At 57.0% G+C, this 21,782-nt stretch carries 24 protein-coding genes and 2 tRNA genes; 10 read left to right on the forward strand and 16 right to left on the reverse strand.

Annotated features, from left to right (window positions below; translation table 11 throughout):
- The first annotated feature begins 57 nt into the window (after positions 1–57).
- Positions 58–2,112, forward strand: coding sequence for a DNA helicase IV (gene helD, locus AC6I8V_RS07070; RefSeq protein WP_497845177.1), 2,055 nt, complete (start codon positions 58–60; stop codon positions 2,110–2,112).
- Between the two features lie 4 nt (positions 2,113–2,116).
- Here the strand turns inward: helD and AC6I8V_RS07075 are convergent, their stop codons facing one another.
- Both AC6I8V_RS07075 and AC6I8V_RS07080 read right to left on the reverse strand, forming a co-directional pair.
- Positions 2,117–2,578 (reverse strand): methylglyoxal synthase, encoded by a 462-nt coding sequence (locus tag AC6I8V_RS07075; RefSeq protein ID WP_497845178.1) that lies wholly within the window; start codon positions 2,576–2,578, stop codon positions 2,117–2,119.
- Between the two features lie 68 nt (positions 2,579–2,646).
- The gene (locus AC6I8V_RS07080) at positions 2,647–3,285 is read right to left on the reverse strand and encodes a YccT family protein (protein WP_497845179.1); all 639 of its coding nucleotides are present in this window, start codon (positions 3,283–3,285) and stop codon (positions 2,647–2,649) included.
- Between the two features lie 167 nt (positions 3,286–3,452).
- On the opposite strand from AC6I8V_RS07080, the gene AC6I8V_RS07085 reads away from it, so the two are divergent.
- Positions 3,453–3,875: a CoA-binding protein gene (locus AC6I8V_RS07085; RefSeq protein ID WP_497845180.1), complete on the forward strand. Its 423-nt coding sequence runs from the start codon at positions 3,453–3,455 to the stop codon at positions 3,873–3,875.
- 33 nt (positions 3,876–3,908) lie between these two features.
- On the opposite strand, the gene hspQ is transcribed toward AC6I8V_RS07085, so the two are convergent.
- Together hspQ and rlmI are read right to left on the reverse strand one after the other, a co-directional pair.
- Positions 3,909–4,226, reverse strand: a complete 318-nt coding sequence (hspQ, locus tag AC6I8V_RS07090) for a heat shock protein HspQ (RefSeq protein ID WP_497845181.1) — start codon at positions 4,224–4,226, stop codon at positions 3,909–3,911.
- Between the two features lie 59 nt (positions 4,227–4,285).
- Positions 4,286–5,476: a 23S rRNA (cytosine(1962)-C(5))-methyltransferase RlmI gene (gene rlmI, locus AC6I8V_RS07095; RefSeq protein ID WP_497845182.1), complete on the reverse strand. Its 1,191-nt coding sequence runs from the start codon at positions 5,474–5,476 to the stop codon at positions 4,286–4,288.
- A gap of 85 nt (positions 5,477–5,561) precedes the next feature.
- On the opposite strand from rlmI, the gene yccX reads away from it, so the two are divergent.
- Complete coding sequence (yccX, locus tag AC6I8V_RS07100) at positions 5,562–5,840, forward strand: acylphosphatase (RefSeq protein WP_497845183.1); 279 nt, start codon at positions 5,562–5,564, stop codon at positions 5,838–5,840.
- Here yccX and tusE read toward each other — a convergent pair whose 3' ends face one another.
- Together tusE and yccA are read right to left on the reverse strand one after the other, a co-directional pair.
- A complete protein-coding gene (gene tusE / locus AC6I8V_RS07105) occupies positions 5,841–6,167 on the reverse strand; it encodes a sulfurtransferase TusE (protein ID WP_497845184.1) in 327 nt (108 codons plus the stop codon). It abuts the gene before it with no gap.
- Positions 6,168–6,266: 99 nt separating this feature from the next.
- Complete coding sequence (gene yccA / locus AC6I8V_RS07110) at positions 6,267–6,923, reverse strand: FtsH protease modulator YccA (protein ID WP_497845185.1); 657 nt, start codon at positions 6,921–6,923, stop codon at positions 6,267–6,269.
- A 223-nt stretch (positions 6,924–7,146) separates the two neighbouring features.
- On the opposite strand from yccA, the gene AC6I8V_RS07115 reads away from it, so the two are divergent.
- The 3 genes from AC6I8V_RS07115 (at position 7,147) to agp (ending at position 9,225) form a co-directional block, all read left to right on the forward strand.
- Positions 7,147–7,234: transfer RNA gene (locus tag AC6I8V_RS07115), tRNA-Ser, on the forward strand.
- Between the two features lie 36 nt (positions 7,235–7,270).
- Positions 7,271–7,358 (forward strand) — tRNA-Ser (locus AC6I8V_RS07120).
- Positions 7,359–7,614: 256 nt separating this feature from the next.
- Complete coding sequence (gene agp / locus AC6I8V_RS07125) at positions 7,615–9,225, forward strand: bifunctional glucose-1-phosphatase/inositol phosphatase (RefSeq protein ID WP_497845186.1); 1,611 nt, start codon at positions 7,615–7,617, stop codon at positions 9,223–9,225.
- Between the two features lie 46 nt (positions 9,226–9,271).
- On the opposite strand, the gene AC6I8V_RS07130 is transcribed toward agp, so the two are convergent.
- From AC6I8V_RS07130 to wrbA, 3 genes are read right to left on the reverse strand one after another with little or no spacing between them, the layout of a single operon-like run.
- On the reverse strand, positions 9,272–10,645 hold the full coding sequence (locus AC6I8V_RS07130; protein ID WP_497845187.1) for an NAD-dependent succinate-semialdehyde dehydrogenase: 1,374 nt from the start codon (positions 10,643–10,645) through the stop codon (positions 9,272–9,274).
- Between the two features lie 54 nt (positions 10,646–10,699).
- Entirely contained in the window at positions 10,700–10,930 is a 231-nt protein-coding gene (locus AC6I8V_RS07135; protein ID WP_497845188.1) for a YccJ family protein, read from the reverse strand.
- A 21-nt stretch (positions 10,931–10,951) separates the two neighbouring features.
- A complete protein-coding gene (gene wrbA / locus AC6I8V_RS07140) occupies positions 10,952–11,551 on the reverse strand; it encodes an NAD(P)H:quinone oxidoreductase (protein ID WP_497845189.1) in 600 nt (199 codons plus the stop codon).
- 313 nt (positions 11,552–11,864) lie between these two features.
- Between wrbA and AC6I8V_RS07145 the strand changes: the two genes are divergently transcribed.
- Entirely contained in the window at positions 11,865–12,029 is a 165-nt protein-coding gene (locus tag AC6I8V_RS07145) for a con-10 family general stress protein (RefSeq protein WP_013508570.1), read from the forward strand.
- A gap of 111 nt (positions 12,030–12,140) precedes the next feature.
- Positions 12,141–13,058 carry a DMT family transporter gene (locus tag AC6I8V_RS07150; RefSeq protein ID WP_497845190.1) on the forward strand — a complete coding sequence of 306 codons (918 nt, stop codon included), beginning with the start codon at positions 12,141–12,143 and terminating at the stop codon, positions 13,056–13,058.
- Here AC6I8V_RS07150 and rutG read toward each other — a convergent pair.
- From rutG to rutA, 5 genes are all read right to left on the reverse strand, one after another.
- Positions 13,055–14,383 carry a pyrimidine utilization transport protein G gene (rutG, locus tag AC6I8V_RS07155; protein WP_497845191.1) on the reverse strand — a complete coding sequence of 443 codons (1,329 nt, stop codon included), beginning with the start codon at positions 14,381–14,383 and terminating at the stop codon, positions 13,055–13,057. The genes AC6I8V_RS07150 and rutG overlap by 4 nt on opposite strands.
- 143 nt (positions 14,384–14,526) lie before the next feature.
- Positions 14,527–15,312, reverse strand: coding sequence for a pyrimidine utilization protein D (gene rutD / locus AC6I8V_RS07160; protein ID WP_497845192.1), 786 nt, complete (start codon positions 15,310–15,312; stop codon positions 14,527–14,529).
- On the reverse strand, positions 15,312–15,707 hold the full coding sequence (gene rutC, locus AC6I8V_RS07165) for a pyrimidine utilization protein C (protein WP_497845193.1): 396 nt from the start codon (positions 15,705–15,707) through the stop codon (positions 15,312–15,314). The genes rutD and rutC overlap by 1 nt, the downstream gene beginning before the upstream one ends.
- Before the next feature lie 50 nt (positions 15,708–15,757).
- Positions 15,758–16,468 carry a pyrimidine utilization protein B gene (gene rutB / locus AC6I8V_RS07170; protein ID WP_497845194.1) on the reverse strand — a complete coding sequence of 237 codons (711 nt, stop codon included), beginning with the start codon at positions 16,466–16,468 and terminating at the stop codon, positions 15,758–15,760.
- Positions 16,468–17,559 (reverse strand): pyrimidine utilization protein A, encoded by a 1,092-nt coding sequence (gene rutA, locus AC6I8V_RS07175; protein WP_497845195.1) that lies wholly within the window; start codon positions 17,557–17,559, stop codon positions 16,468–16,470. Before rutA ends, rutB begins: the two co-directional genes overlap by 1 nt.
- A 308-nt stretch (positions 17,560–17,867) precedes the next feature.
- Here rutA and rutR point away from each other — a divergent pair, with 308 nt between their 5' ends.
- Positions 17,868–18,503, forward strand: a complete 636-nt coding sequence (rutR, locus tag AC6I8V_RS07180; protein WP_497845196.1) for an HTH-type transcriptional regulator RutR — start codon at positions 17,868–17,870, stop codon at positions 18,501–18,503.
- Positions 18,504–18,579: 76 nt separating this feature from the next.
- On the opposite strand, the gene cycA is transcribed toward rutR, so the two are convergent.
- Positions 18,580–19,971, reverse strand: coding sequence for a D-serine/D-alanine/glycine transporter (cycA, locus tag AC6I8V_RS07185; protein WP_497845197.1), 1,392 nt, complete (start codon positions 19,969–19,971; stop codon positions 18,580–18,582).
- Between the two features lie 285 nt (positions 19,972–20,256).
- On the opposite strand from cycA, the gene AC6I8V_RS07190 reads away from it, so the two are divergent.
- Positions 20,257–20,955, forward strand: a complete 699-nt coding sequence (locus tag AC6I8V_RS07190) for an extensin-like domain-containing protein (RefSeq protein WP_497845198.1) — start codon at positions 20,257–20,259, stop codon at positions 20,953–20,955.
- 2 nt (positions 20,956–20,957) lie between these two features.
- On the opposite strand, the gene AC6I8V_RS07195 is transcribed toward AC6I8V_RS07190, so the two are convergent.
- Complete coding sequence (locus AC6I8V_RS07195) at positions 20,958–21,632, reverse strand: DUF4396 domain-containing protein (RefSeq protein ID WP_497845199.1); 675 nt, start codon at positions 21,630–21,632, stop codon at positions 20,958–20,960.
- Positions 21,633–21,782 lie beyond the last annotated feature (150 nt).

Consider the following 21,782-nt stretch of genomic DNA (forward strand, 5'->3'; position numbering starts at 1 on the left):
CGCCAAGGGTCTGGCAGGTAAACTGCGCGATAATCTATTCCTGAAGACGGTGCGGACATGGAACTGAAAGCAACATCAATGGGTAAACGTCTGGCACAGCACCCCTATAATCGCGTGCGCCTGCTGGCGGCAGGGGTGGAAGTTAGCGGCGATCGCCACGAATATCTCATTCCCTTCAACCAGTTATTGGATATTGCCTGTAAACGCGGCCTGGTATGGGGCGAGCTGGAATTTTTGCTGCCGGAAGAAAAAGTGGTGCGGCTGCACGGCACGGAATGGCAGGAGACGCAGCGCTTTTTTCATTATCTGCAACAGGCCTGGCAGCAGTGGAGCCAGGAGATGAGCGTGGTGTGCGCTGAGGTGTTAACCGCGTTGCAGCAGGAAATCTTCGCCTTTACCCAACAGGATCGCTGGCTCAAACGCAGCGAGCTGAGCGCGGTGAAAGAGAACATCACCCGTCAGTTTTCCGCCTTGCCGCTCCCCACATCCCGCCTCGAACAGTTCGATAATTGTCGTGAACTGTGGCAATTCTGCCAGCAATGGCTGGAACAGGGTGACGCCGCCATTCGCCAGCGCAATCGCACATGGACGACAAAAATCCTGGCGGAATATCAGGAATTTTTCTCCACGGTGGAAACCACGCCGCTTAATCCCTCGCAGTGTGAAGCGGTGGTCAACGGTGAGGATGCGCTACTGGTGCTGGCAGGTGCGGGTAGTGGCAAAACCTCGGTGCTGGTGGCGCGTGCCGGCTGGTTGCTGAAGCGCAAACTGGCGCAGCCGGAACAGATTTTGCTGCTGGCGTTTGGTCGTCAGGCGGCGGAAGAGATGAACGAACGCATCCAGCAGCGGCTCGGTGAGAGCGCGATTCAGGCGCGTACCTTCCATGCGCTGGCGCTGCATATTATTCGCGAAGGCAGCAATAAACAGCCCGCCATCAGCAAACTGGAGAGCGATAGCAAAGCGCGTCGGCAGCTGTTGATTGATACCTGGCGCGAACAGTGCAACAGCAAAAAAGCGCAGGCCAGCGGCTGGCGTCAATGGTTGCAGGAGGAGCTGGAGTGGGAGGTTGCCGAAGGGCCATTCTGGCAGGATGACAAACTGGCGCAGCGCCTGGCCTCGCGGCTGGAACGCTGGCTGGGACTGATGCGGATGCACGGCGGAGCCCAGGCGGCGATGATTGCCGATGTACCGGAAGATCAGCGCGATCAGTTTAGTAAACGCGTTAAGTTGATGGCGCCGATTCTGAAAGCATGGAAAACCGCGCTGAAAGAGGAAGGGGCGGTGGATTTCTCCGGCCTGATCCATCAGGCGATCGCCATCCTGGAAAAAGGACGTTTTATCAGTCCGTGGAAGCATATTCTGGTGGATGAGTTTCAGGACATTTCACCGCAGCGTGCGGCGCTGCTGACTGCGCTACGTCAGCAAAACAAACGGACTGCGCTGTTTGCCGTCGGCGACGACTGGCAGGCCATTTATCGCTTCAGCGGCGCGGAGATGAGCCTGACCACCGCCTTCCATCACTATTTCGGTGAAGGCGACCGCTGCGTACTCGATACCACCTATCGTTTTAACGATCGCATCGGTGAGATTGCCAATCGCTTTGTTCAGCAAAACCCGCATCAGCTGCGTAAGCCGCTGAATAGTCTGACCAAAGGGAATAAGAAATCGGTGACTCTGCTGCCGCAGGAGCAGCTGGAGCCGTTGCTCGATAAGCTGAGTGGCTATGTGAAGCCGGATGAGCGCGTGTTGCTGCTGGCGCGTTACCACCATTTGCGACCAGCGTTACTGGATAAAGCCAAAACCCGCTGGCCAAAGTTGCGGCTGGATTTTATGACCATTCACGCCAGTAAAGGGCAGCAGGCGGATTTTGTCATTATTCTCGGTCTGCATGAGGGGCGGGATGGTTTTCCCGCTGCGGCGCGTGAATCGATTATGGAGCAGGGATTGTTGCCGCAGCCGGAAGACTTCCCGGATGCCGAAGAACGTCGACTGGCCTATGTGGCGCTGACGCGGGCGCGTCAGCAGGTATGGCTGTTATTCGATAAGGATCGGCCTTCCGTGTTCGTCGATCACTTCCGCGACCTCGGCGTAGCGCAGAGCCGGAAGGCCTGAGACATCACGATTTCAGACGTTCCGCCAGATAACGCGGATAATCCGGGATCTGAATCTCGACTTCTCTTGCAAACAGCGGCGACTGAATCAGGAAATCTGCGGTGGAGCGGTTGGTGGCCACCGGGATATTCCACACCGTTGCCAGACGCAGCAGCGCCTTAACGTCCGGGTCATGCGGAACCGCGTTCAGCGGGTCCCAGAAGAAAAACAGCACGTCAATTTTGCCTTCCGAAATCAGCGCACCGACCTGCTGATCGCCGCCCAGCGGGCCGCTCAGCATGGCGTTCACATCCAGACCGGTATGACGGTTGATCAGATTACCGGTGGTGCCGGTGGCGTAGAGTACATGGGAGGCGAGCGCGGGTTGGTTCTTCTGTACCCAGTCCAGCAACGAGGCTTTGCAGTGATCGTGGGCGACAAGGGCGATATGTTTTTGCATCTTTAGGGTACGAACGGTCTGCTCCATAGGGCTTCCTGATTCTTCTCGGGCATTGTTAGTTAATGCACGAGTTTACCCCTGGCGTTTCATTCCTATCAACTTGCGCGTAAGGTTTTCATCCAGCTAAGAAAACGCAGGCGGGTGGCGGCATCAAAACGCTGAAACCAGCGTTGCAGCGAGGGCAGGTCACTGACTTCCTGCCAGGCGAAGTCGGCATCGATCTGGGCGTCCGGTACGCTGGCGGCCTGCACCGCGAATCGCGGCACGGAGGCGGCCAGACCATTACGGTTATAATTCAGCATGGCCTGCTCAAGATCGCCGCTCTCTGGCACAGGCAAATGGTCGCGAACGCTGGCGATCTCCTTGCCCTGTTCATCAACCAGCTGGAAATTGAGGGTCTGATCAAAGGTGTTGCGCTCACGCCGGTTATCCAGCGCGGGCAGGCGAATGGTGACGGTTTTGGCGCTGGCGGTAAAAGTGACGATCATCGGCACCGACTGATAATGCGGGCCGTTGTGAGGCGCTGAGTCCGGGAATTTTTCCACGCGAAACAGAAACTGATGCTGGCCGCGATCCAGTTCGAGACTGTCCGCGCCTTTAAGCAGCGAGCCGGAAATTTTGCGCCCATCCAGCACCAGAAGATCGATATCCGGATCGAGTTTCAGACTAATGGCGTGGCAGGATGCTGAAACGAGCAACATCAGTAAACCCGTAACAGCGTAAAACAGCTTCATTTCAACTCCAGAAAGTAGGGCGCAAACCAGTGATGTGTAGCAAATTATTACATTATGGCAGTTAATTTACATTTTAACATATTTATTCGTGCTGCCGCGCAAAGTTTTCCATTGCGCCAGGCGGCCTGATGCCATCTACACTCAGGCGAGTGAAAAAGGAGAGATGCATGAACGATCAAACAATTCGTGATGTTTTGACCCATACCAAACGCATTGCGCTGGTGGGTGCCAGCGATCGGCCTGATCGCCCCAGTTATGGTGTGATGAAGTTTTTGCTCGATCAGGGATACGAGGTGGTGCCGGTTAGTCCGAAACTCGCCGGGCAGCAGTTGCTGGGGCAGACTGCCTACGCCACGCTGGCGGATATTCCGGGCAGCGTGGATATGGTGGATGTGTTCCGTAATGCGGAAGCGGCGTGGGGCGTGGCGCAGGAAGCGATTGCCATTGGCGCGAAGACGTTGTGGTTGCAGCTGGGCGTGATTAATGAACAGGCGGCGGTGCTGGCGCAGGATGCAGGCATGACGGTGGTGATGGATCGCTGCCCGAAGATTGAGATCCCAAGGCTGGGGCTGTCTCAGCCGGTGCACTAAAACAAACGGCGACCTCAGGTCGCCGTTTTTTAATCAATGCCGCAGGCGGGGAGCCTGTAGCTGCTGGCGGATTGAAGCCGCCAGCTCATCCATCGAAGGTTGTTCGGGATGTTCAAAGGACGTCTCACCGGCCAGTTGAATTTCGGCAACGTAAGTGTGGACCTGCTCGCCCTCATCATCTTCCATCACCACATGATACCAGGGCGCTGCGCGCAGCGTCTCAGTAGCCCCCACTTCTTCCAGCTTAGGCTCATCGAGCGAATACTCCGGATCGACATCAACAATCACGCCGAGCACCCCGGAGAGACGGTGACGGACCTGCTGTCCAATTCCAAATTTACTGGCAATCATAGTGACCTCCCAAAATACTGCCCTGCATCAGATATGGAGGCAGGGACAGTTTTTTCAAGTCACAGCACGCGGCAGGCAAAACCTTTCAGATAAAGCCCTTCAGGGTAGCTGGCAATCACCGGATGGTCGGCTGCCTGACGGAACTGCTCAATAAATTGTACATCACGACCGGCATCTACGGCGGCGTCCGCGATGATCTTCTGAAACAGATCGGTCGCCATCAGCCCGGAGCAGGAGAAAGTCATCAGGATGCCGCCTGGATTCAGCAACTGGATCGCCAGCATATTGATATCTTTATAGCCACGGCAGGCACCGGCCAGCTGGTTTTTGTTCTCAACAAATTTCGGCGGGTCCATGATGATCAGGTCAAACTTCTCGCCGCTGTCGCGGTAGCGACGCAGCAGTTTAAACACGTCATCACGCTGGAATTGCGCCCGCGATACGTCCAGGCCGTTAAGTTCCACGTTCTGTTTCGCCACATCGAGCGCATCCTGCGAGGTATCGACGCTGATCACTTCACGGCAGCCGCCCATCAGCGCCGAGACAGCAAAGCCGCCGGTATAGGAGAAGCAGTTCAGTACGCGCGCGTTGTCGGCATAGCGACGGGTGGCGAAACGGCTGTCACGCTGATCGAGGTAATAACCGGTTTTATGGCCGCCCTGAATATCCACCAGCAATTTCATGCCATGCTCGGTGATCGGTAACAGCGGCGGCGGCAGTTCGCCACTGACGGGGCCTTGTGCCAGCTCCAGCCCCTCTTTCTTACGTACGGCAACGTCGGAACGATCGTAAATCGCGCATTCCGGAAAGCACTGTTGCAGGGCGGCGATAATCGCCGGGCGCTGATACTCCGCACCGGCCGACAGCAGTTGCAGCACAAGGAAATTGCCGAAGCGATCAATGGTGACGCCGGGCATACCATCGGATTCACCGGCGATCAGGCGATAGCTATCCAGCCCATCGCGCTGCGCCAGCCAGGCACGCCACTGCTGCGCCTGAGTGAGACGGCGAACAAAGAAGGCAATGTCGATTGACTCATCCTGTTGCCAGCTCCAGACGCGCGCCCGAATTTGTGATTGCGGTGAATAAGCGGCACGACCCAGCCATTTGCCATTGCTGTCGCATACATCAATGGTTTCCCCGGACTGGGCTTTGCCTTCCATACGGGCAACAGCACCAGAAAAGACCCAGGGGTGGCGGCGGAGCAGGGATTTTTCACGTCCCTTAGCGAGAATCAATCGAACGGTCATAGTTTGCTATGCTTACCTGAAAAAATGAGGCGCCATTTTCCGGTGGATGGCAGCAAAATGCAATGAACAGTGACGGGAGAGCACCATGGCCACAACCTGCTTCAAAATCTGGGTGCACGGAAGGGTGCAGGGCGTGGGATTTCGTTACAGCACCCAAATGCAGGCCCGACAGCTGGATGTGAAAGGATATGCGCGCAATCTGAACGATGGCAGCGTGGAAGTGCTGGCCTGGGGCGAAGAGCCACAGGTCACAGCCTTGATCGATTGGTTAAAAGCAGGCGGGCCGCGCAGTGCGCGCGTGGAAAAAGTGCTGGTGGAACCGCATCAACCGGCTGAAGCGCCCGGTCGTTTTACCACGGGCTGATTAGAGACATTTCGCCGGTTTCGGCAATCCGGCAATTTTCGTTGCCTGCTTAGCCGGGCCTTCCGGGAACAGGCGGAACAGATAACGGCTGTTGCCTTTCTCCTCGCCATACTTCTGCGCCATCGCTTTCACCAGCATACGAATCGCCGGTGAGGTATTAAATTCCAGATAAAACGTGCGTACAAAATTGACCACTTCCCAGTGCGCCTCGCTCAGGGTGATGGCTTCGGTGGCGGCAATGGCTTCCGCCAGCGGCTCACTCCAGTCGGCGCTGTTTTTCAGATAGCCTTCCGCATCGGTGGCGATCTCTTTACCGGCAAAAATCACGGTGACTCCTCAGGTTCAGTTTGCGGGTATTGTAGGTCGGCGCAGCCAGAAAAAGCAAAACCCCGCCAGAGCGGGGTTTGGGAGATAACCTGGTTGAGGTTAATTGCTGCGGGCGAAGCCCAGCAGGCTCAGCAGGCTGACAAAGATATTGTACAGCGACACATACAGGCTCACGGTAGCGCGGATGTAGTTGGTTTCACCGCCGTGGATGATATTACTGGTTTCCCACAGGATGGCACCGGCTGAGAACAGGATAAACAGCGCGCTAATCGCCAGGTGCAGCGCTGGCAGGTGCAGGAACAGGTTAGCGACCACCGCCACCAGCAGTACCACAAAACCCGCCATCATCATGCCGCCAAGGAATGACATATCGCGGCGCGTGGTCAGCACGTAGGCCGAGCAGCAGAAGAACACCAGCGCGGTACCGCCCAATGCCATGCCAATCACATCCCCCATGCCTGCCGAGAGGAAGGAGTTCAGAATCGGGCCAAGGCAGTAACCAAGGAATCCGGTAAAAGCAAACGCCGCCAGAATCCCTGTCGGGCTGTTCGCCAGGCGGTAGGTCAGGAACATCAAACCATAAAAGCCGACCAGCATCAGGATCAGACCCGGCGCAGGCAGGGCGAAGACGGTGCTGAGGGTGGCGGTGACGGCGGAAAACGCCAGGGTCAGGCCAAGTAAGAAGTAAGTATTACGCAGCACCTTATGGGTGCTAATCAGCGACTGTCGCTGTGACGTCGAAATAATTCTATCCATACATGCGCTCCTTAAATAGAAAGAACACTAAACTGCGGCAAGAATACGCAGCGGGGGTGGGACATAAAAGGCGTTTTACCCTTCTTTACGCGATAAATTGCTGTTTCCCTGAGCGGAATGGCGAATATGACGCCGAATAAATAGTTTTTGACTGTTTTTCAGGCGAATGAATCGCTACAGGCTTTACATCTTTCAGGGGGATGTTTATAGTGCGCGTCATTGCGGAGGGGTGGCCGAGCGGCTTAAGGCAGCGGTCTTGAAAACCGCCGATGGGAAACCATCCGAGAGTTCGAATCTCTCCTCCTCCGCCACTTAACGCTTTTAGCGTCGAGATATATGTAGTTCACGGAGGGATGGCCGAGCGGCTTAAGGCAGCGGTCTTGAAAACCGCCGATGGGAAACCATCCGAGAGTTCGAATCTCTCTTCCTCCGCCAAATTTAAGAAGCCCGCAGCGATGCGGGCTTTTTGCTTTTCCGCTTCCGAGATTCCGAAAAACATCCCGTTGCTTTTCAATCTGCTGCCTGCACCCGACGGCAGCGCCCAGGTCTGCTATAGTCCATTCACGGTTTTTGCAAACATCTGGCGATTTTCCCAGGCAAGCTGAGTTACACTGTGGAGCAATTCGCTCTGTGGCCGAGCTAATCGTTTGAATGCCAGAGTGTTTCACTGATGAATTATGGAATAGGCACAATGATCAAGAAACTGAGTCTTTGCGCGTTGTCAGTCATCGCTGCATTACCAATGGGCATGGCGGCGCAGGCTGCGGAAGGGGATATGCAGCTGCAACAGGTGCTGATGCTTAGCCGTCACAATCTGCGCGCGCCGCTGGCGAATAACGGCAGCGTTCTGGAGCAATCAACGAAGAAAAGCTGGCCGCAGTGGGATGTACCCGGTGGACAGCTCACCACCAAAGGCGGCGTGCTGGAAGTCTACATGGGGAATTACACCCGTCAGTGGCTGGCACAGCAGGGCCTGGTTGAGAACGGCACTTGCCCGGACAGCAGCAACGTCTTTGTTTACGCCAACAGTCTGCAACGTACCGTTGCTACCGCCCAGTTCTTCATAAATGGCGCCTTCCCGGGCTGCGACATTGCCGTCACCCACCAGGACGCGATGGGCACCATGGATCCGGTATTTAATCCGGTGGTGACCGACGGCAGCGACGATTTCAACAAAAAAGCGCTGGCAGCCATGACGGCCGCTAACGAAAAGCTGGCCCTGAAACCCGCCTTCCAGCATCTGGAAAAGATCGTTGATTACAGGAACGCGCCAGCCTGCAACGGCAAAAAGCAGTGTGATCTGAGCAGCGGCCAGAACACCTTTACCGCTGACAACGGCCAGGAGCCAAACGTCAACGGCCCGCTGAAGGTGGGCAACTCGCTGATTGATGCCTTCACGCTGCAATATTATGAAGGTTTCCCGCTGGACCAGGTTGCCTGGGGCCAGATCAAAACGCCTGAGCAGTGGAAAGAACTGGCCGCGATTAAAAACGGTTATCAGGATGCATTGTTCAGCACGCCAGAAGTGGCGCGCGAAGTGGCAGCACCGCTGGTGGATTACATCCGCAGCCAGCTGGTCGATCAGGACAAAGCTAACGCGCCGAAAGTGACGCTGATGGTGGGTCATGACTCCAACATCGCTTCGCTGCTGAGCGCGTTGCAGGTGAAGCCGTATGAGCTGCCAGGCAATGACGAGAAGACGCCTATCGGTGGTCAGGTGGTGTTCGAACGCTGGCACGATGCGAAGAACAACAAAGATCTGCTGAAGGTGGAATATGTTTATCAGACCAGCGATCAGCTGCGTAATGCAGATGTGCTAAGCCTGAAAAACCCGCCCAAACGCGTCACTCTCCAGCTGGCTGGCTGTGATGCCGATGCTAACGGCTACTGCAGCTGGGATCAGTTCGCCAGCGTGCTGAACGCTGCCCTGCAAGGCACGCCGTTGCAACCCGCAGCGCCGGAACCGGCCGCTCAGCCTGCGCAGCCGCAACCCGCCGCTGCGACCACGGCTGACGACGATAAAGTGAAAGCCGATCAGGCGGCGGCAGATAAAGCGGCTGCCGATAAAGCAGCGGCAGACAAAGCCGCCGCGCAGAAAGCAGCAGACGCCAAAGCGGCGGAAGATAAGGTGAAAGCCGATAAAGCCGCTGAGGATAAAGCGAAGGCCGAAAAAGCCACCGCGCAGAAAGCTGCGGAAGCCAAAGCGAAAGCCGATGCGGCCGCAGCGGAAAAAGCCAAAGCCGATGCGCCTGCGGCCAAAAGCGATGACAGCAATAAACAACCCGCGGCCACCAGCAACTAAGTTGCCGCCAGTAAAAACCCCGCCGCGGCGGGGTTTTTTATGCGCCTTATCCGGCTACCACCACCAGTTTCTGGTTGGCAAACTCCTTCAGGCCGAGGTCTGAAAGCTCACGGCCATAGCCCGAACGTTTCACGCCGCCAAACGGCAGCTCTGCCGCGGTATCGCTCTGCGAATTGATAAACACCATGCCGGTTTCAATCTGCGAGGCCATTTTGCGCCCGCGCGCAATATCGCGCGTCCATACCGAACCGCCAAGGCCATAGTGTGAATCGTTAGCCAGCGCTACCGCTGCGCTGTCACTCGCCACCACGTACACCTGCGCCACCGGACCAAAAAATTCCTGATAGTAGGCCGGGTTGTCCGGAGTCAGACCGGTCAGCAGCGTGGGCTGGTAGTAGCATCCGACGCCATCGATAGCTTTGCCGCCGAATTCCACCCGCGCGCCGTGTTGCACCGCTTCATCCACCTGTTTGATCAGCCGTTCACGGGCCTCGCGTGATGACAGCGGGCCGAGGGTAGTTTTCTCATCAAGCGGATCGCCCGGCGCGGCGGATTGCAGCGCGGCACTGAATTTCGCCATAAAACGATCGGCAATTTTTTCATGCACGATAAAACGCTTAGCGGCGGTACATACCTGGCCGCAGTTGCTGAGACGCGCCTGCGCGCCCTGGCGTACCGCTTCATCGAGATCGGCATCGTCCAGCACCACAAACACATCATTACCGCCCAGCTCCAGCGTCGATTTCTTCAGGTATTTACCGGCCTGCTGCGCGACGGCGCTACCGGCGCGTTCTGAACCGGTGAGCGCCACGCCCTGTACGCGTGGATCGGCGATCACATCGGCGACCTGTTCATTGGAAATAAAGAGGTTGGCCCAGGCCCCCTTCGGCGCACCCGCTTCCAGTACCAGTTTTTCGAAGACATCCGCGCAGTGCGGCACGATATTCGCGTGTTTTGCCAGCACCGGGTTGCCCAGCGCGAGATTCGGCGCCAGTACGCGCATCAGCTGGTAATAGGGGAAGTTCCACGGCTCCACCGCCATAATCACGCCGATTGGGTGATACTCCAGCCAGGCATCGCCGACATCGCTGGGATAAGCCTGAGGTTTTAACAAGGTTTCCGCATGTTCCGCGTAGTAGCGTGCGATTTGCGCGCAGATCTTCACTTCGCCACGACTTTGACCAATCAGCTTGCCCATCTCCTGGCTGGCGATGGTGGCCAGTTGCTCAACGCGCGCATCAATCAGGTCCGCCAGGTGTTTCAACACCTGCAAACGCGGCTGAATATCGCCTTTGCTCCATGCGGAATGGTAAAGATGATCGGCCGCCTCCAGCGACTGCTGCACATACGCGGCATCGTGCGAGGGCCAGGCTTTCAGCAATTGGTTATTGGCGGGATTGATACTTTGATAGGAAGACATACATCGCTCCTTGGTCAATTAAAACGACAAAGGCGGGACTGGCCCGCCTGAGATTCAAATGTTTTTGCGCTCGACCGTCTTATCGTCCCACGTCAGGACGTCCTGATCGGTCTTATCAAAGGCGCGAAACAGCACTTCGTCGCTGCCTTGCTGGCGCCAAATCTCCTCTGCCAGACGCTCGTCATAGTTAGCGACCTCAAATATCGCTTCCGCGATTTCGGTCGAGGTGTGGCGCAGGCTTGCCCATTCGCCCACGTGGTGAGCTTTAGACTGTTCTGTTGCCATAAAAGGTCTCCTGTTGTGGATTTATCCTTTCAGTTTTATCGCCAGACCGGCGACATGTTCACCCTGAAAACGGGCGATATCGAGTTCTTCAGCGGATGGCTGACGCGATCCATCGCCCCCTGCCAGCGTAGTCGCACCATAGGGGGTGCCGCCGCGCACATGGGAGATATCGAAAAGTTCTTTGGTGCCGTAACCGATAGGGACAATCATCAGGCCGTGGTGGGCGAGGGTGGTCCAGACGGAGGTAATGGTTTGTTCCTGGCCGCCGCCGGTGCCGGTGGAGGCGAAGACGCTGCCGAGCTTGCCGTACAACGCGCCCGAAGCCCACAGGCCGCCGGTGCGATCGAGGAAGGTGCGCATTTGGCCCGCCATGTTGCCGAAGCGGGTGGGCGTGCCGATGATGATGGCATCATAGAGGGGTAAATCTTCAGGGGTGGCTTCTGCCGCCGCCTGTTGCACTTTGCCGCCGACCTGCGCAAAGCGCTCGGCATCCATGGTTTCCGGTACGCGTAGAATCGTCACTTCCGCACCGCTTACACGCCGCGCTCCCTCGGCAACCGCCTGCGCCATCGTTTCGATATGTCCGTACATGGAGTAATAAAGCACCAGAATTTTCGCCATCTTTTGCCATCCTGCGGGATATGAACACGTAATCCTCAGTATAGAAGAGCCTGCGTGACCTGCTGGTTAGCCGCTGACCAATGTCGACACGGCTTCGCTTAATCCACCGCTAAGCGCTTGTCATCTGGAGTAAAATGCCAACCGGCAGTAAAAAATAAGTGGAATATGTGTTTCAAAGTATAAATATTAGCCAGAAACGCAACGCCATTGGCTACTCTTTAGTCAGGTGGCCCGGAAACGTACCACCTTGCTTTTCACCCATTGCATGTGAAAAGTCCTGACCACAGATGCGAAAACTCTCTCGGAGGAAATGATGGCCCAACATCGTGGAGGATCGGGTAATTTCGCGGAAGATCGCGAAAGAGCCGCGGAAGCAGGCCGTAAAGGCGGTAAGAATAGCGGCGGTAATTTCAGAAATGACCCGCAGCGCGCTTCCGAAGCAGGTGAAAAAGGGGGACGCAGCCGCAACAAAAAATAAGCCGGCTGTGCTGTTTTTCCCTCCGCCGCCGGGTTCGCCCGGCGGTGACAAGCGTTGCAATTCCCCCTCACTCTGCGCAAAATGGCGCCCGAATCCTGATAGTGGTGCCCTATGTCTGCTTCCCGTCTTACCCTGCGCCTGACGCGCCAGGAATTAGTATTGATCTTCATTACCATGGTCTGGGGTGGCACCTTTCTGGTGGTTCACCGGGCGATGGCGCATTCAGGCCCGTTCTTCTTCGTTGGCCTGCGCTTTGCGACGGCTGCGCTGCTGCTGGCCTTTTTCTTTCGCCGCGCCCTGAAACATACCACCTGGCTGGAGTGCAAAGCCGGTGCGCTAATCGGCATCGCGATCGCGGGCGGCTATGGCCTGCAAACCTGGGGTATGCAAACCATTTCCAGCAGCCAGTCGGCGTTTCTGACCGCGCTTTACGTGCCGGTGGTGCCGCTGTTGCAGTGGCTGTTTTTACGTCGTCCGCCGGGGTTGATGGCGTGGTTGGGCATTCTGCTGGCGTTTGTCGGATTACTGCTGGTGGCGGGTCCGCAGGATGGACGTATTGCCCTGAACGCCGGTGAAATCGCGACCTTATTAAGTACGCTGGCGATTGCCGCAGAGATCATCCTGATCAGCCGCTTTGCCGGTCGGGTGGATGTACGCCGCGTGACCCTGATCCAGCTGGCGGTGGCATCGGCCTGCGCCTTTATCTTTATGGTGCCGAACGGGGAAACGGTTCCCACGCTGAGTCTGCCGCTGCTGCTGAGTGCGCTGGGGCTGGGCGCCGCCAGTGCGTTGATTCAGGTCACCATGAACTGGGCGCAGCGTAGCGTCTCCCCGACGCGGGCGACGGTGATTTATGCCGGTGAACCGGTGTGGGCTGGCGTGGTGGGGCGACTGGCGGGTGAGCGCTTACCCGCAGCGGCGCTGCTCGGCGGTGCCTTGATTGTCTGCGGGGTGATCGTCAGTGAACTGCGTATCCGCCGCAAGAAAGCGGTGCCGCAACCGACACCGCAGGAGATGCAGGAACCTTAACTGTTCTGGCGTGCCGCCTGATTGTCTCCGAGGGCGGCACCGCGACGGCGCAGAATGGCGTTGAGAATGATGGCGCCAAAGGTTGCCGTTCCGATACCGCCGAGGGTGAAGTTGCCGATCTTCAGCGCAAAATCCCCGGCACCCAGCACCAGCGTGGTCGCCACCATAATCAGATTGCCGTTCTGGCTAAAATCGACGTGGTTCTGCACCCAGATGCGAGCGCCCGCTACCGCAATCAACCCAAACACCACAATGGACGCGCCGCCAATAACCGGACCGGGAATGGTGTGGATCAGCGCACCAAATTTCGGTGAGAAACCCAGCACCAGCGCGATCAGCGCCGCCGCGACAAACGCCAGCGTGGAATAGACCTTGGTCACCGCCATCACGCCGATGTTTTCCGCGTAGGTGGTCACGCCGCTGCCGCCGATCGAACCGGAGAGCATGGTCGCCAGGCCGTCACCGACAAAAGCGCGCCCCATCCAGGGATCGAGGTTGCGCCCGGTCATGCCCGCCACTGCTTTGATGTGTCCGAGGTTTTCCGCCACCAGAATAATGGCGACCGGGGCGATCATCACAATCGCCTGCATATCAAATACCGGCGTGGTGGTATGCGGCAGACCCAGCCAGGGCGCGTTCGCCACGCCGCTGAAATCCACCGGCTTACCGAAGCCAAGCACGTTAGTCAGCAGGGCGTAGATCGCCCAGGCGACGATCAGCCCGACGAGGATCAGCAAACGCTGCACCATGCCACGGGTAAACACCGCCACCAGCCCGATACACAGCACCGTCATCACCGCCATCCAGCTATCGAACATTGACGACGACACGCCATGTACCGCAATCGGCGCGAGGTTAAGGCCAATCGCCATCACCACCGCCCCGGTCACCACCGGCGGCATCAGCCGCTCAATCCAGCCGGTTCCCACCTTCATCACCACCAGGCCAATCAGGGTATACAAGGCACCACAGGCGATAACCCCACCGAGCGCCAGCGCGAGGTTGGCATTCAGTCCCTGACCGTTGAAGCCGGTGACGGCGATAATCACCCCGACAAAGGCGGCGCTGGAGCCGAGATAGCTGGGTACGCGTCCGCCGGTGACAACAAAAAACAGCAACGTACCGATACCGGACACCAGAATCGCCAGGTTGGGGTCCAGCCCCATCAGCAACGGCATCAGCACCGTTGCACCAAACATTGCCACTGCATGTTGCAGGCCGAGAATCACCGTCTGCCCAAGCGGCAGCGTTTCATCCGGCGCAATCAGCCCATTTTCAGTTAAGGCTGACTTTTTCTGCCAGCGGGGAAACCAGGAACTCGCCATCGTCTTCTCCAGAGTGTCAGTGGAACCGGACTTGCAATCATTAAGCGTCAAATGCGGCGGTGCGGATGAATCCGCACCCTACATCTTTCCGTAGGGGCGGCATTTATGCCGACCAAAGAGCGCACCGCTATGCCGCGCGGGTTTCATCTATGAGCTGTGTCAGCCAGCCATTGCAGCAGTAAGGCGTTAAAGTTTTCCGCATCGGTCACGCTCATCGCATGTCCGCCCCAGACCATTTCGATCACGCTGGCATTGGGGAGCGCGGCCGCTAAGCGCGGTGAGCAGCTCCACGGCACCAGCAGGTCATCCTGGCTGCAAATCGCCAGCACCGGCTGGGTAATCTGTGCGGCATAAGGGCGAAAATCGGCGCTTTTCAACGCGTGCAAACGGCGCAGCAGGTTTTCCATCCCCTGAAAATGTGTGACGTGATGTGCGTCTTCCGCTTCGATGCGCGTCTGATGGCGCGCCAGCCATTCGGCCGGATAGAGGAACAGCGGCTGAGCGCGCACAAAGGCCTCCACACCGACGTTAAGCAGCAGGTTCTGCCGCACCTCAAAGCAGCGCTGGGTGTGGGCGTCAAGCGACAGCCAGCCGTTGATCACCACCACGCGTCCGACGCGCTGGGGAAAATCGAGCGCCAGTTGCAGGCCAATCAGGCCACCCAGCGCGTGCCCAATCAGGTCAAAATGTTCGATGCCGTGTTGCGTCAGCGCTTCCGCCAGTTCGGCCGCCATCATCGCCATGCTGTAGCCTTCCGGCAGCGTATCGGCGCTGCGGCCGGTGCCGCGCTGGTCGTAGGTCACGACACGATAATGCTGCCCGAGCGCCGCCAGCTGCGGTTGCCAGAAGCCCGCGACGCCGCCGAGACCGGACGACAACACCAGCGTCGGGGCGTTTTCCGCCGGTAATCCCTGGATGTCCAGCTGCATCACGCCTCCTGTTGGCCGATATGCGCAACCGTCGCAATCTCAACCAGCGCATCCGGTTTCACCAGGCCGCACTGGATACAGAAGCGCGCCGGTTTGTCGCCGGGGAAATACTCGGCGTACACCTGGTTTATGGCCGCGTAGTTGCTCCAGTCGGTGAGGAAAATGGAGTTGAAGGTGACGTCATCCATGCTCCCGCCTGCGGTGGTGATGACCTTTTTGATGGTCTCCAGCACATGGCGGGTTTGCGCGGCGGCATCTCCGACGTGCACCACATTGTTTTGCGCATCAAACGGCAGGGTGCCGGAGACATACACCACGCCATCGGCGAGGGTGCCGGGGACAAACGGCGCGATCGGCGTGCTGGTGCCGGGCGGAATAATGACACTTTTTGGCATAGCGAATGCGTCCTTTTATAAGTTTTTGCAGGTGAAACTGGCCTGAAATATCAGGCTTTTAGCGTTTCGCAGAAGGTATCGGTGTCGCTGACCCAGCCGAAAAAAGTTTCGATATTGAAGATCGCCGCCTGCTGCGCGAACGGCGGTCCGGCCTGGTAGGTGGCGTCTTCCAGCACCACGCCGAAATATTCCAGGAAGAACCCATCGCGCAGCGTCGATTCGACGCAGACGTTAGTGGCGATGCCGGTGAACACCAGATGACGGATACCGCGGCTGCGCAACATACTGTCGAGCGGGGTGTTGAAAAAGCCGCTGTAGCGCGGTTTGGGCAGCACGATATCGCCTGGCTGCGGCACCAGTTCATCCACCAGCGCGTAATCCCAGCCGCCTTTGGAAAGCAGCGTGCCCTGCAACTCCGGGCGTTTGCGCATGGTTTTCAACGCATTGGATTTGTGGAAGTTGGGCGATCCCGCATCGCCGGCTTCGACATATTGATCGTCCCAGCCGTTCTGGAACCAGATGATTTGGATACCTGCCGCGCGTGCGGCGGTCACTGCCTGGTGAATTCGGGCAATCACCGGTTTGGTGGCGGAGACATCAAAACCGGCCAGATCGAGATAGCCCCCTTCGGTGGCATAGGCATTTTGCATATCCACCACAATCAGCGCGCTTTGCGCCGGTGGCAGCGCAATGGCTTCCGGGCGCGCGGGCAGAGTGACCTGCGGCAGGGTGGACGTATGGGCACATACAACGGTAGTCATCAGGCAACCTCCTTCTGCGATTCAATTAATGCATGGCGGCACTGCATCAGCGGCTGAATATGCTGACCAAAATCCTCAATCCCCTGCAGGAAATCATCAAAGGTCAGCAACACGCCCTGAGTGCCATCGACCTCAGCAACCTCATCCAACATTCGTGCCACATTGGCGTACGACCCCACCAGCGTGCCCATATTAATGTTCACGGCTGAGGTGGGATCGGCCATCTGGCGTACGTTGGTGTCGCTGCCGGATTTGGTATCCTGCTGACTTTGCGTGGTCAGCCAGGCGAGCGCATCTTCATCAGCACCGGCTTTGTAGTGCTCCCATTTGGCGCGGGCGGCATCATCACTTTCGGCGGCGATGATCATAAACAGCACATAGGAACCGACATCGCGTCCGGCCTGGTCTGCCGCCTGTTTCATCCGCGCGGCGGTGGGGGCGAAGGCGGCGGGGGTGTTGACACCTTTACCGAAGCAGAAGTTGTAATCCGCGTGCTGCGCCGAAAACGCCATACCGGCATCGCTTTGTCCGGCGCAAATCACCTTCATCGGTTTTTGCGGTTGCGGGCTGAGGCGGCAGTCGTTCATGGTGAAAAACTCGCCCTTAAAATCGCTCTGACCGCTGCCCCACAGGTCACGCAGCACGGTGACGTATTCGGTCAGGTATTGATAGCGGCTGGCGAAATAGTCATCCCCCGGCCACAGGCCCATCTGCTCATATTCCGGCTTCTGCCAGCCGGTCACCAGGTTGACGCCGAAACGCCCGTTGGAGATAGAGTCGATGGTGGAGGCCATACGTGCGACAATCGCCGGTGGCAGGGTCAGTGTGGCGGCAGTGGCGTAGATCTCAATGCGCGAGGTGACGGCAGCCAGCCCGGCCATCAGGGTGAAGGATTCGAGGTTATGGTCCCAGAATTCAGTTTTGCCGCCGAAGCCGCGTAGTTTGATCATCGAAAGCGCGAAGTCGAAATGGTAATGCTCCGCCTTTTGCACAATGGCTTTATTCAGCTCAAAGGTCGGCTTGTACTGGGGGGCATGGGTGGAGATTAACCAGCCATTGTTACCAATCGGGATAAAGACGCCAATTTTCATGTGAAACCTCTCTGCATTGAACGGGGGGGGTGTTTCACGCGCTGCGCTGCGTCCTGCGGCATCCCTGCGGGCGGCGCTCCGTCACAATTCTGCAAAGCCTGTGCCACATTTTTAAATGTCTTGTACAACAATATGTTAAAAATAAGCGTTCAGATAAGTTGGAGTGAACGGTCCGTTTTGGACCATCTGGTCAAAACTATCTGCACATTTTTCATGCGCTGATGGGCAAAAAAGGTGCAGGGGCAGCATTAGGCAGGGACCGGGGCCTTTGTTATGATGCGTTCACGCAGTATGTATGAGGTAACAGTGTGAAAAGCGATGAAAAAAAGCCGACGCGCCGTTCGCGCGCGGTGGCAGCTAAACGGGCAGCGATTCTTGAAGCGGCGCTGACCTTCTTTTCGCAATTCGGTATTCATGGCACCAGCCTCGATAAGGTGGCGGAGCGTGCCGATGTGTCCAAAACCAATCTGCTTTATTACTATCCGTCGAAAGAGGCGCTGTATATCGCCGTGCTGAAAGAGATCCTTGATGTCTGGCTGGCGCCGTTGCGCGCGTTACGCCATGACCAGGAGCCGCTGACGGCGATTCGCCGCTATATCCGCCTGAAACTGGAGGTGTCGCGCGACCATCCGCAGGCATCGCGCCTGTTCTGTCTGGAGATGTTGCAGGGCGCGCCGTTGCTGAAAGGGGAGCTGGCGGGGGACTTGAAAAGCCTCGTCGATGATAAGGCAGCGATCATTGAGCAGTGGATTGACGAAGGACGACTGGCGGGCGTGCGGCCGCAGCATCTGTTCTTTCTGCTGTGGGCGACCACCCAGCATTACGCCGATTTCGCCTCGCAGGTTGAGGCCATTACCGGGCAGACGCTGAGCGATCCGGCGTTCTTTGAACAGACGGTGGATAACGTGCAGCGCATGATTATCGAAGGGATCCGCGTGCGCTAAATGCGGCGTGGCGGAAATGGCGCGAAAGGTTATAAACCATCAGGCCCGGAAAACCGGGCCTGATGGTTTAGGGCGATTAGGCTTTGCGACGACGCAGCAGCCAGCCCATGGTGAGGATAACGAACCACAGCGGCGTTACCATCAGCGCCTGGCGGGTATCTTCCTGCAACGTCAGCAGCACCAGCACAAAGGCGAAGAACGCGATACACACCCAGCACATAAATTTACCGAGCGGCATTTTGAAGGTCGACTCCGCGTGACGCTGCGGATGCTGTTTGCGGTAGGCCAGATAGCTGCACAGGATGATGGTCCAGACGAACATAAACAGAATCGCCGACACCGTCGTCACCAGGGTAAATACCGTCATCACATCCGGGATCAGATAGATTAACGCCACACCGCCGAGCAGGCACAGGCAGGAGAAGAACAGGCCGGTGGTCGGTACTGCGCGCGCCGACAGGCGACCAAACGCCTTGTGCGCCACGCCCTGTTCAGCCAGGCCAAACAGCATACGGCTGGTGGAGAAAATACCGCTGTTGGCGGAGGACGCCGCGGAGGTCAGCACCACAAAGTTAACGATGCTGGCCGCCGCAGGCAGACCAATCAACACAAACATCTCAACGAACGGGCTGCGATCGGGCAGCACCTGATCCCACGGCGTTACCGCCATAATCACCATCAGCGCCAGCACGTAAAACATAATCACACGCAGCGGAATGGCGTTAATGGCGCGGGGCAGCACCTTGTGTGGATCGTGCGTTTCGGCCGCGGCGGTGCCGACCAGTTCAATACCCACGAAGGCAAATACTGCAATCTGGAAGCCAGCAAAGAAGCCGCTCAACCCTTTCGGGAACATGCCGCCGTGATCCCAGATATTGCTCAGCGAGGCCGTACCGCCGCCCGGTGACGGGTAATGGAGGCTCACCAGCACCACGCCGGTAATAATCAGCGCGACGATGGCGACAATTTTGATAATCGCGAACCAGAACTCCATCTCACCGAATAATTTAACGGTGGCGATATTCAGCGTCAGGAACACGACGATGCAGAGCAGGGCGCTCATCCAGATGGAGAAGTCGGGGAACCACAGCTGGAAGTAGGCGCTGATCGCCACCACATCGGCGATGCCGGTCACCACCCAGCAAAACCAGTAGGTCCAGCCGGTGAAATAACCCGCCCAGGGGCCAAGCAGATCGGCCGCAAAATCGCTAAAGGATTTATATTCCAGATTGGAGAGCAGCAGCTCGCCCATGGCGCGCATAACAAAGAACAACATAAAACCGATGATCATATAGACGAATATGATCGACGGCCCGGCCAGACTGATGGTTTTGCCGGAACCCATAAACAGCCCGGTGCCGATAGCACCCCCAATGGCGATAAGCTGAATATGGCGGTTGTGGAGATTGCGCCGAAGTTTGTCCGGCTGCTCCGCAGTGACGAGAGCGTCTTTGGATTGATCAACCATAAAAATATCTTTCCTGTCTTGATGTTGTGTCAGCTCTGCTGGCTGTTAGATGACGTGCTGTTGCACAGTGCAAGATGGCATAAGATAGTGGAATAGCGGCAACTCTCGGTAATTGTTTTTTAACATCTGTGACCTTTTGCGTGCTTTGCACTGTCAGTAAATATTTACATGGCACAATCTCTCGTCGGTATGGGTGAAAAACCAGCAATTTCAGCGCTGATACCCCGTTTTCCCCCAACAGCAGCTACCTTAATGACATCCCCTGTTAGCGGAAAGTGAGGTGATGTGCGCGTATTGCTGCTGGTTGTTGTGCTGACTCTCGTCGGCTGGTGGAGCCTGCCGTGGTTAAAGCAGAATTTGCCTCCCGGCTGGAATCCGTTTACCCCGCTGGCTGTGACCGATCCACCAGGCTGGCTAACGCGTTATAAACTGAAGCGGCTGGCGAGCGACCCTGCCGCCTGCCTGGCGGTGATGCGTCAGGCGCAACAAAGCGGCCTGGTCCAGTTTCGCGAGGTGCCTGCGGTAAAGGGGGAGTGTCCGGTGGCGCAGCCGCTGCGCATTAGCAGTTTCGGCGCGGTGACGCTGAGCAGCAGCTTTCTTGCCAGCTGTCCGCTGGCGGTGGCGAGCACGATGTATGTGCTGCAAAGTGAGACTCAGCTACAGCAGGCGGGTATCACCAGCCCTTTGCAACGCATCGCGCACGTCGGCAGCTACGCCTGCCGCAATATTTATCATCGTCAGGAAGGGCGTTTAAGTGAACATGCTACGGCCGATGCCTGGGATGTCACCGGATTTGAGCTGGCCGATGGTCGCTGGTTGCAGGTGGCTAAGAACTGGCAACAGCCGCAGGATGCCGCTGCGGCCCTGCATCTGTTATGGCGCAACGGCTGCGCTAATTATGGAAATGCGCTTGGCCCGGATTATAACGCCGCGCATACCAGCCATTTTCATTTCGGGATGCGCGGAGCGGGCTATTGTCGCTGAGATTACACTGCGGGATTAAGCCCGCGTTTTATCAGGAAATGATTCGCGGGCCAGGAGAAAAGAAAGCCAATCATCATGGCGAGTTGCAGCATAAACCAGAACCCGATCAACAGCGGATTGATTTGCTGATTTAGCACAAATTTTAGGGCCAGTCCCATAAAGATAAAGATGCCCAACTGATAAATCAGCAGCGGAAAAGTTTCAGTTTTCAATGCTAATAATAACGCGCTGCCAAATGAACGTTTTTCACGTTGGCGAATTGCCAGGAATTGGAAAAATAAGCCAATTAGCAATGATATCGCCACGCAAATAATGGCTTCTATCCATAATGCCGGATTTATCGCAAATTGGTTTAGCAAAGTGATTATCGGGATTGTGATTAAATCACCAAATATACAGGCGGCAGCTGATAACGACGTAGAAATAAAAATGGTTTGCCAGCCTGCGTTGCGATGTATTTTTTGTGGAACCAGCAGGGCGAGTTTTACCTGACGCGAGGGCTTTCTGCCCAGATACCACCAGGCCAGCCAGCCAATGAATGGCATATATAGCCCGGTTAATGGCCAGATGATATTCATCACCGCGACCGGGTGAGGGTGACGGAAGAGGTCTTTTAAGATCATCAGGGCGGTGCAGCCACCCAGAACAAGTAAGGGTAATGCCAACTGGTTCAACATAGTCAGTCCCGCTTAGCTTCTCGAATACGCGCGACAATGCGGTCAGCCCGGCTGCGGCATTGTCTACCCCTGCAAATCACCGTTGCGTGTTACGCCGCTCACAGCTAAGAGTAGCTGGAAACGACCGTGACGGGAATCACTGCGAGGGGT

The sequence above is a fragment of the Pantoea sp. X-Soil-TKNS-1207 genome, from assembly GCF_059730485.1.

What these genes read in the sequence shown, in the direction of transcription:
- AC6I8V_RS07130 (WP_497845187.1), bottom strand. Translation starts at nt 10,645, where the DNA reads ATGTCTTCCTATCAAAGTATCAATCCCGCCAATAACCAATTGCTGAAA.
- AC6I8V_RS07075 (WP_497845178.1), bottom strand. Translation starts at nt 2,578, where the DNA reads ATGGAGCAGACCGTTCGTACCCTAAAGATGCAAAAACATATCGCCCTT.
- rutA (WP_497845195.1), bottom strand. Translation starts at nt 17,559, where the DNA reads ATGAAAATTGGCGTCTTTATCCCGATTGGTAACAATGGCTGGTTAATC.
- AC6I8V_RS07150 (WP_497845190.1), top strand. Translation starts at nt 12,141, where the DNA reads ATGTCTGCTTCCCGTCTTACCCTGCGCCTGACGCGCCAGGAATTAGTA.
- AC6I8V_RS07145 (WP_013508570.1), top strand. Translation starts at nt 11,865, where the DNA reads ATGGCCCAACATCGTGGAGGATCGGGTAATTTCGCGGAAGATCGCGAA.
- rutC (WP_497845193.1), bottom strand. Translation starts at nt 15,707, where the DNA reads ATGCCAAAAAGTGTCATTATTCCGCCCGGCACCAGCACGCCGATCGCG.
- AC6I8V_RS07085 (WP_497845180.1), top strand. Translation starts at nt 3,453, where the DNA reads ATGAACGATCAAACAATTCGTGATGTTTTGACCCATACCAAACGCATT.
- yccX (WP_497845183.1), top strand. Translation starts at nt 5,562, where the DNA reads ATGGCCACAACCTGCTTCAAAATCTGGGTGCACGGAAGGGTGCAGGGC.
- helD (WP_497845177.1), top strand. Translation starts at nt 58, where the DNA reads ATGGAACTGAAAGCAACATCAATGGGTAAACGTCTGGCACAGCACCCC.
- agp (WP_497845186.1), top strand. Translation starts at nt 7,615, where the DNA reads ATGATCAAGAAACTGAGTCTTTGCGCGTTGTCAGTCATCGCTGCATTA.
- rutD (WP_497845192.1), bottom strand. Translation starts at nt 15,312, where the DNA reads ATGCAGCTGGACATCCAGGGATTACCGGCGGAAAACGCCCCGACGCTG.
- yccA (WP_497845185.1), bottom strand. Translation starts at nt 6,923, where the DNA reads ATGGATAGAATTATTTCGACGTCACAGCGACAGTCGCTGATTAGCACC.
- AC6I8V_RS07135 (WP_497845188.1), bottom strand. Translation starts at nt 10,930, where the DNA reads ATGGCAACAGAACAGTCTAAAGCTCACCACGTGGGCGAATGGGCAAGC.
- AC6I8V_RS07080 (WP_497845179.1), bottom strand. Translation starts at nt 3,285, where the DNA reads ATGAAGCTGTTTTACGCTGTTACGGGTTTACTGATGTTGCTCGTTTCA.
- rutB (WP_497845194.1), bottom strand. Translation starts at nt 16,468, where the DNA reads ATGACTACCGTTGTATGTGCCCATACGTCCACCCTGCCGCAGGTCACT.
- rutG (WP_497845191.1), bottom strand. Translation starts at nt 14,383, where the DNA reads ATGGCGAGTTCCTGGTTTCCCCGCTGGCAGAAAAAGTCAGCCTTAACT.
- hspQ (WP_497845181.1), bottom strand. Translation starts at nt 4,226, where the DNA reads ATGATTGCCAGTAAATTTGGAATTGGACAGCAGGTCCGTCACCGTCTC.
- rlmI (WP_497845182.1), bottom strand. Translation starts at nt 5,476, where the DNA reads ATGACCGTTCGATTGATTCTCGCTAAGGGACGTGAAAAATCCCTGCTC.
- wrbA (WP_497845189.1), bottom strand. Translation starts at nt 11,551, where the DNA reads ATGGCGAAAATTCTGGTGCTTTATTACTCCATGTACGGACATATCGAA.
- cycA (WP_497845197.1), bottom strand. Translation starts at nt 19,971, where the DNA reads ATGGTTGATCAATCCAAAGACGCTCTCGTCACTGCGGAGCAGCCGGAC.
- AC6I8V_RS07195 (WP_497845199.1), bottom strand. Translation starts at nt 21,632, where the DNA reads ATGTTGAACCAGTTGGCATTACCCTTACTTGTTCTGGGTGGCTGCACC.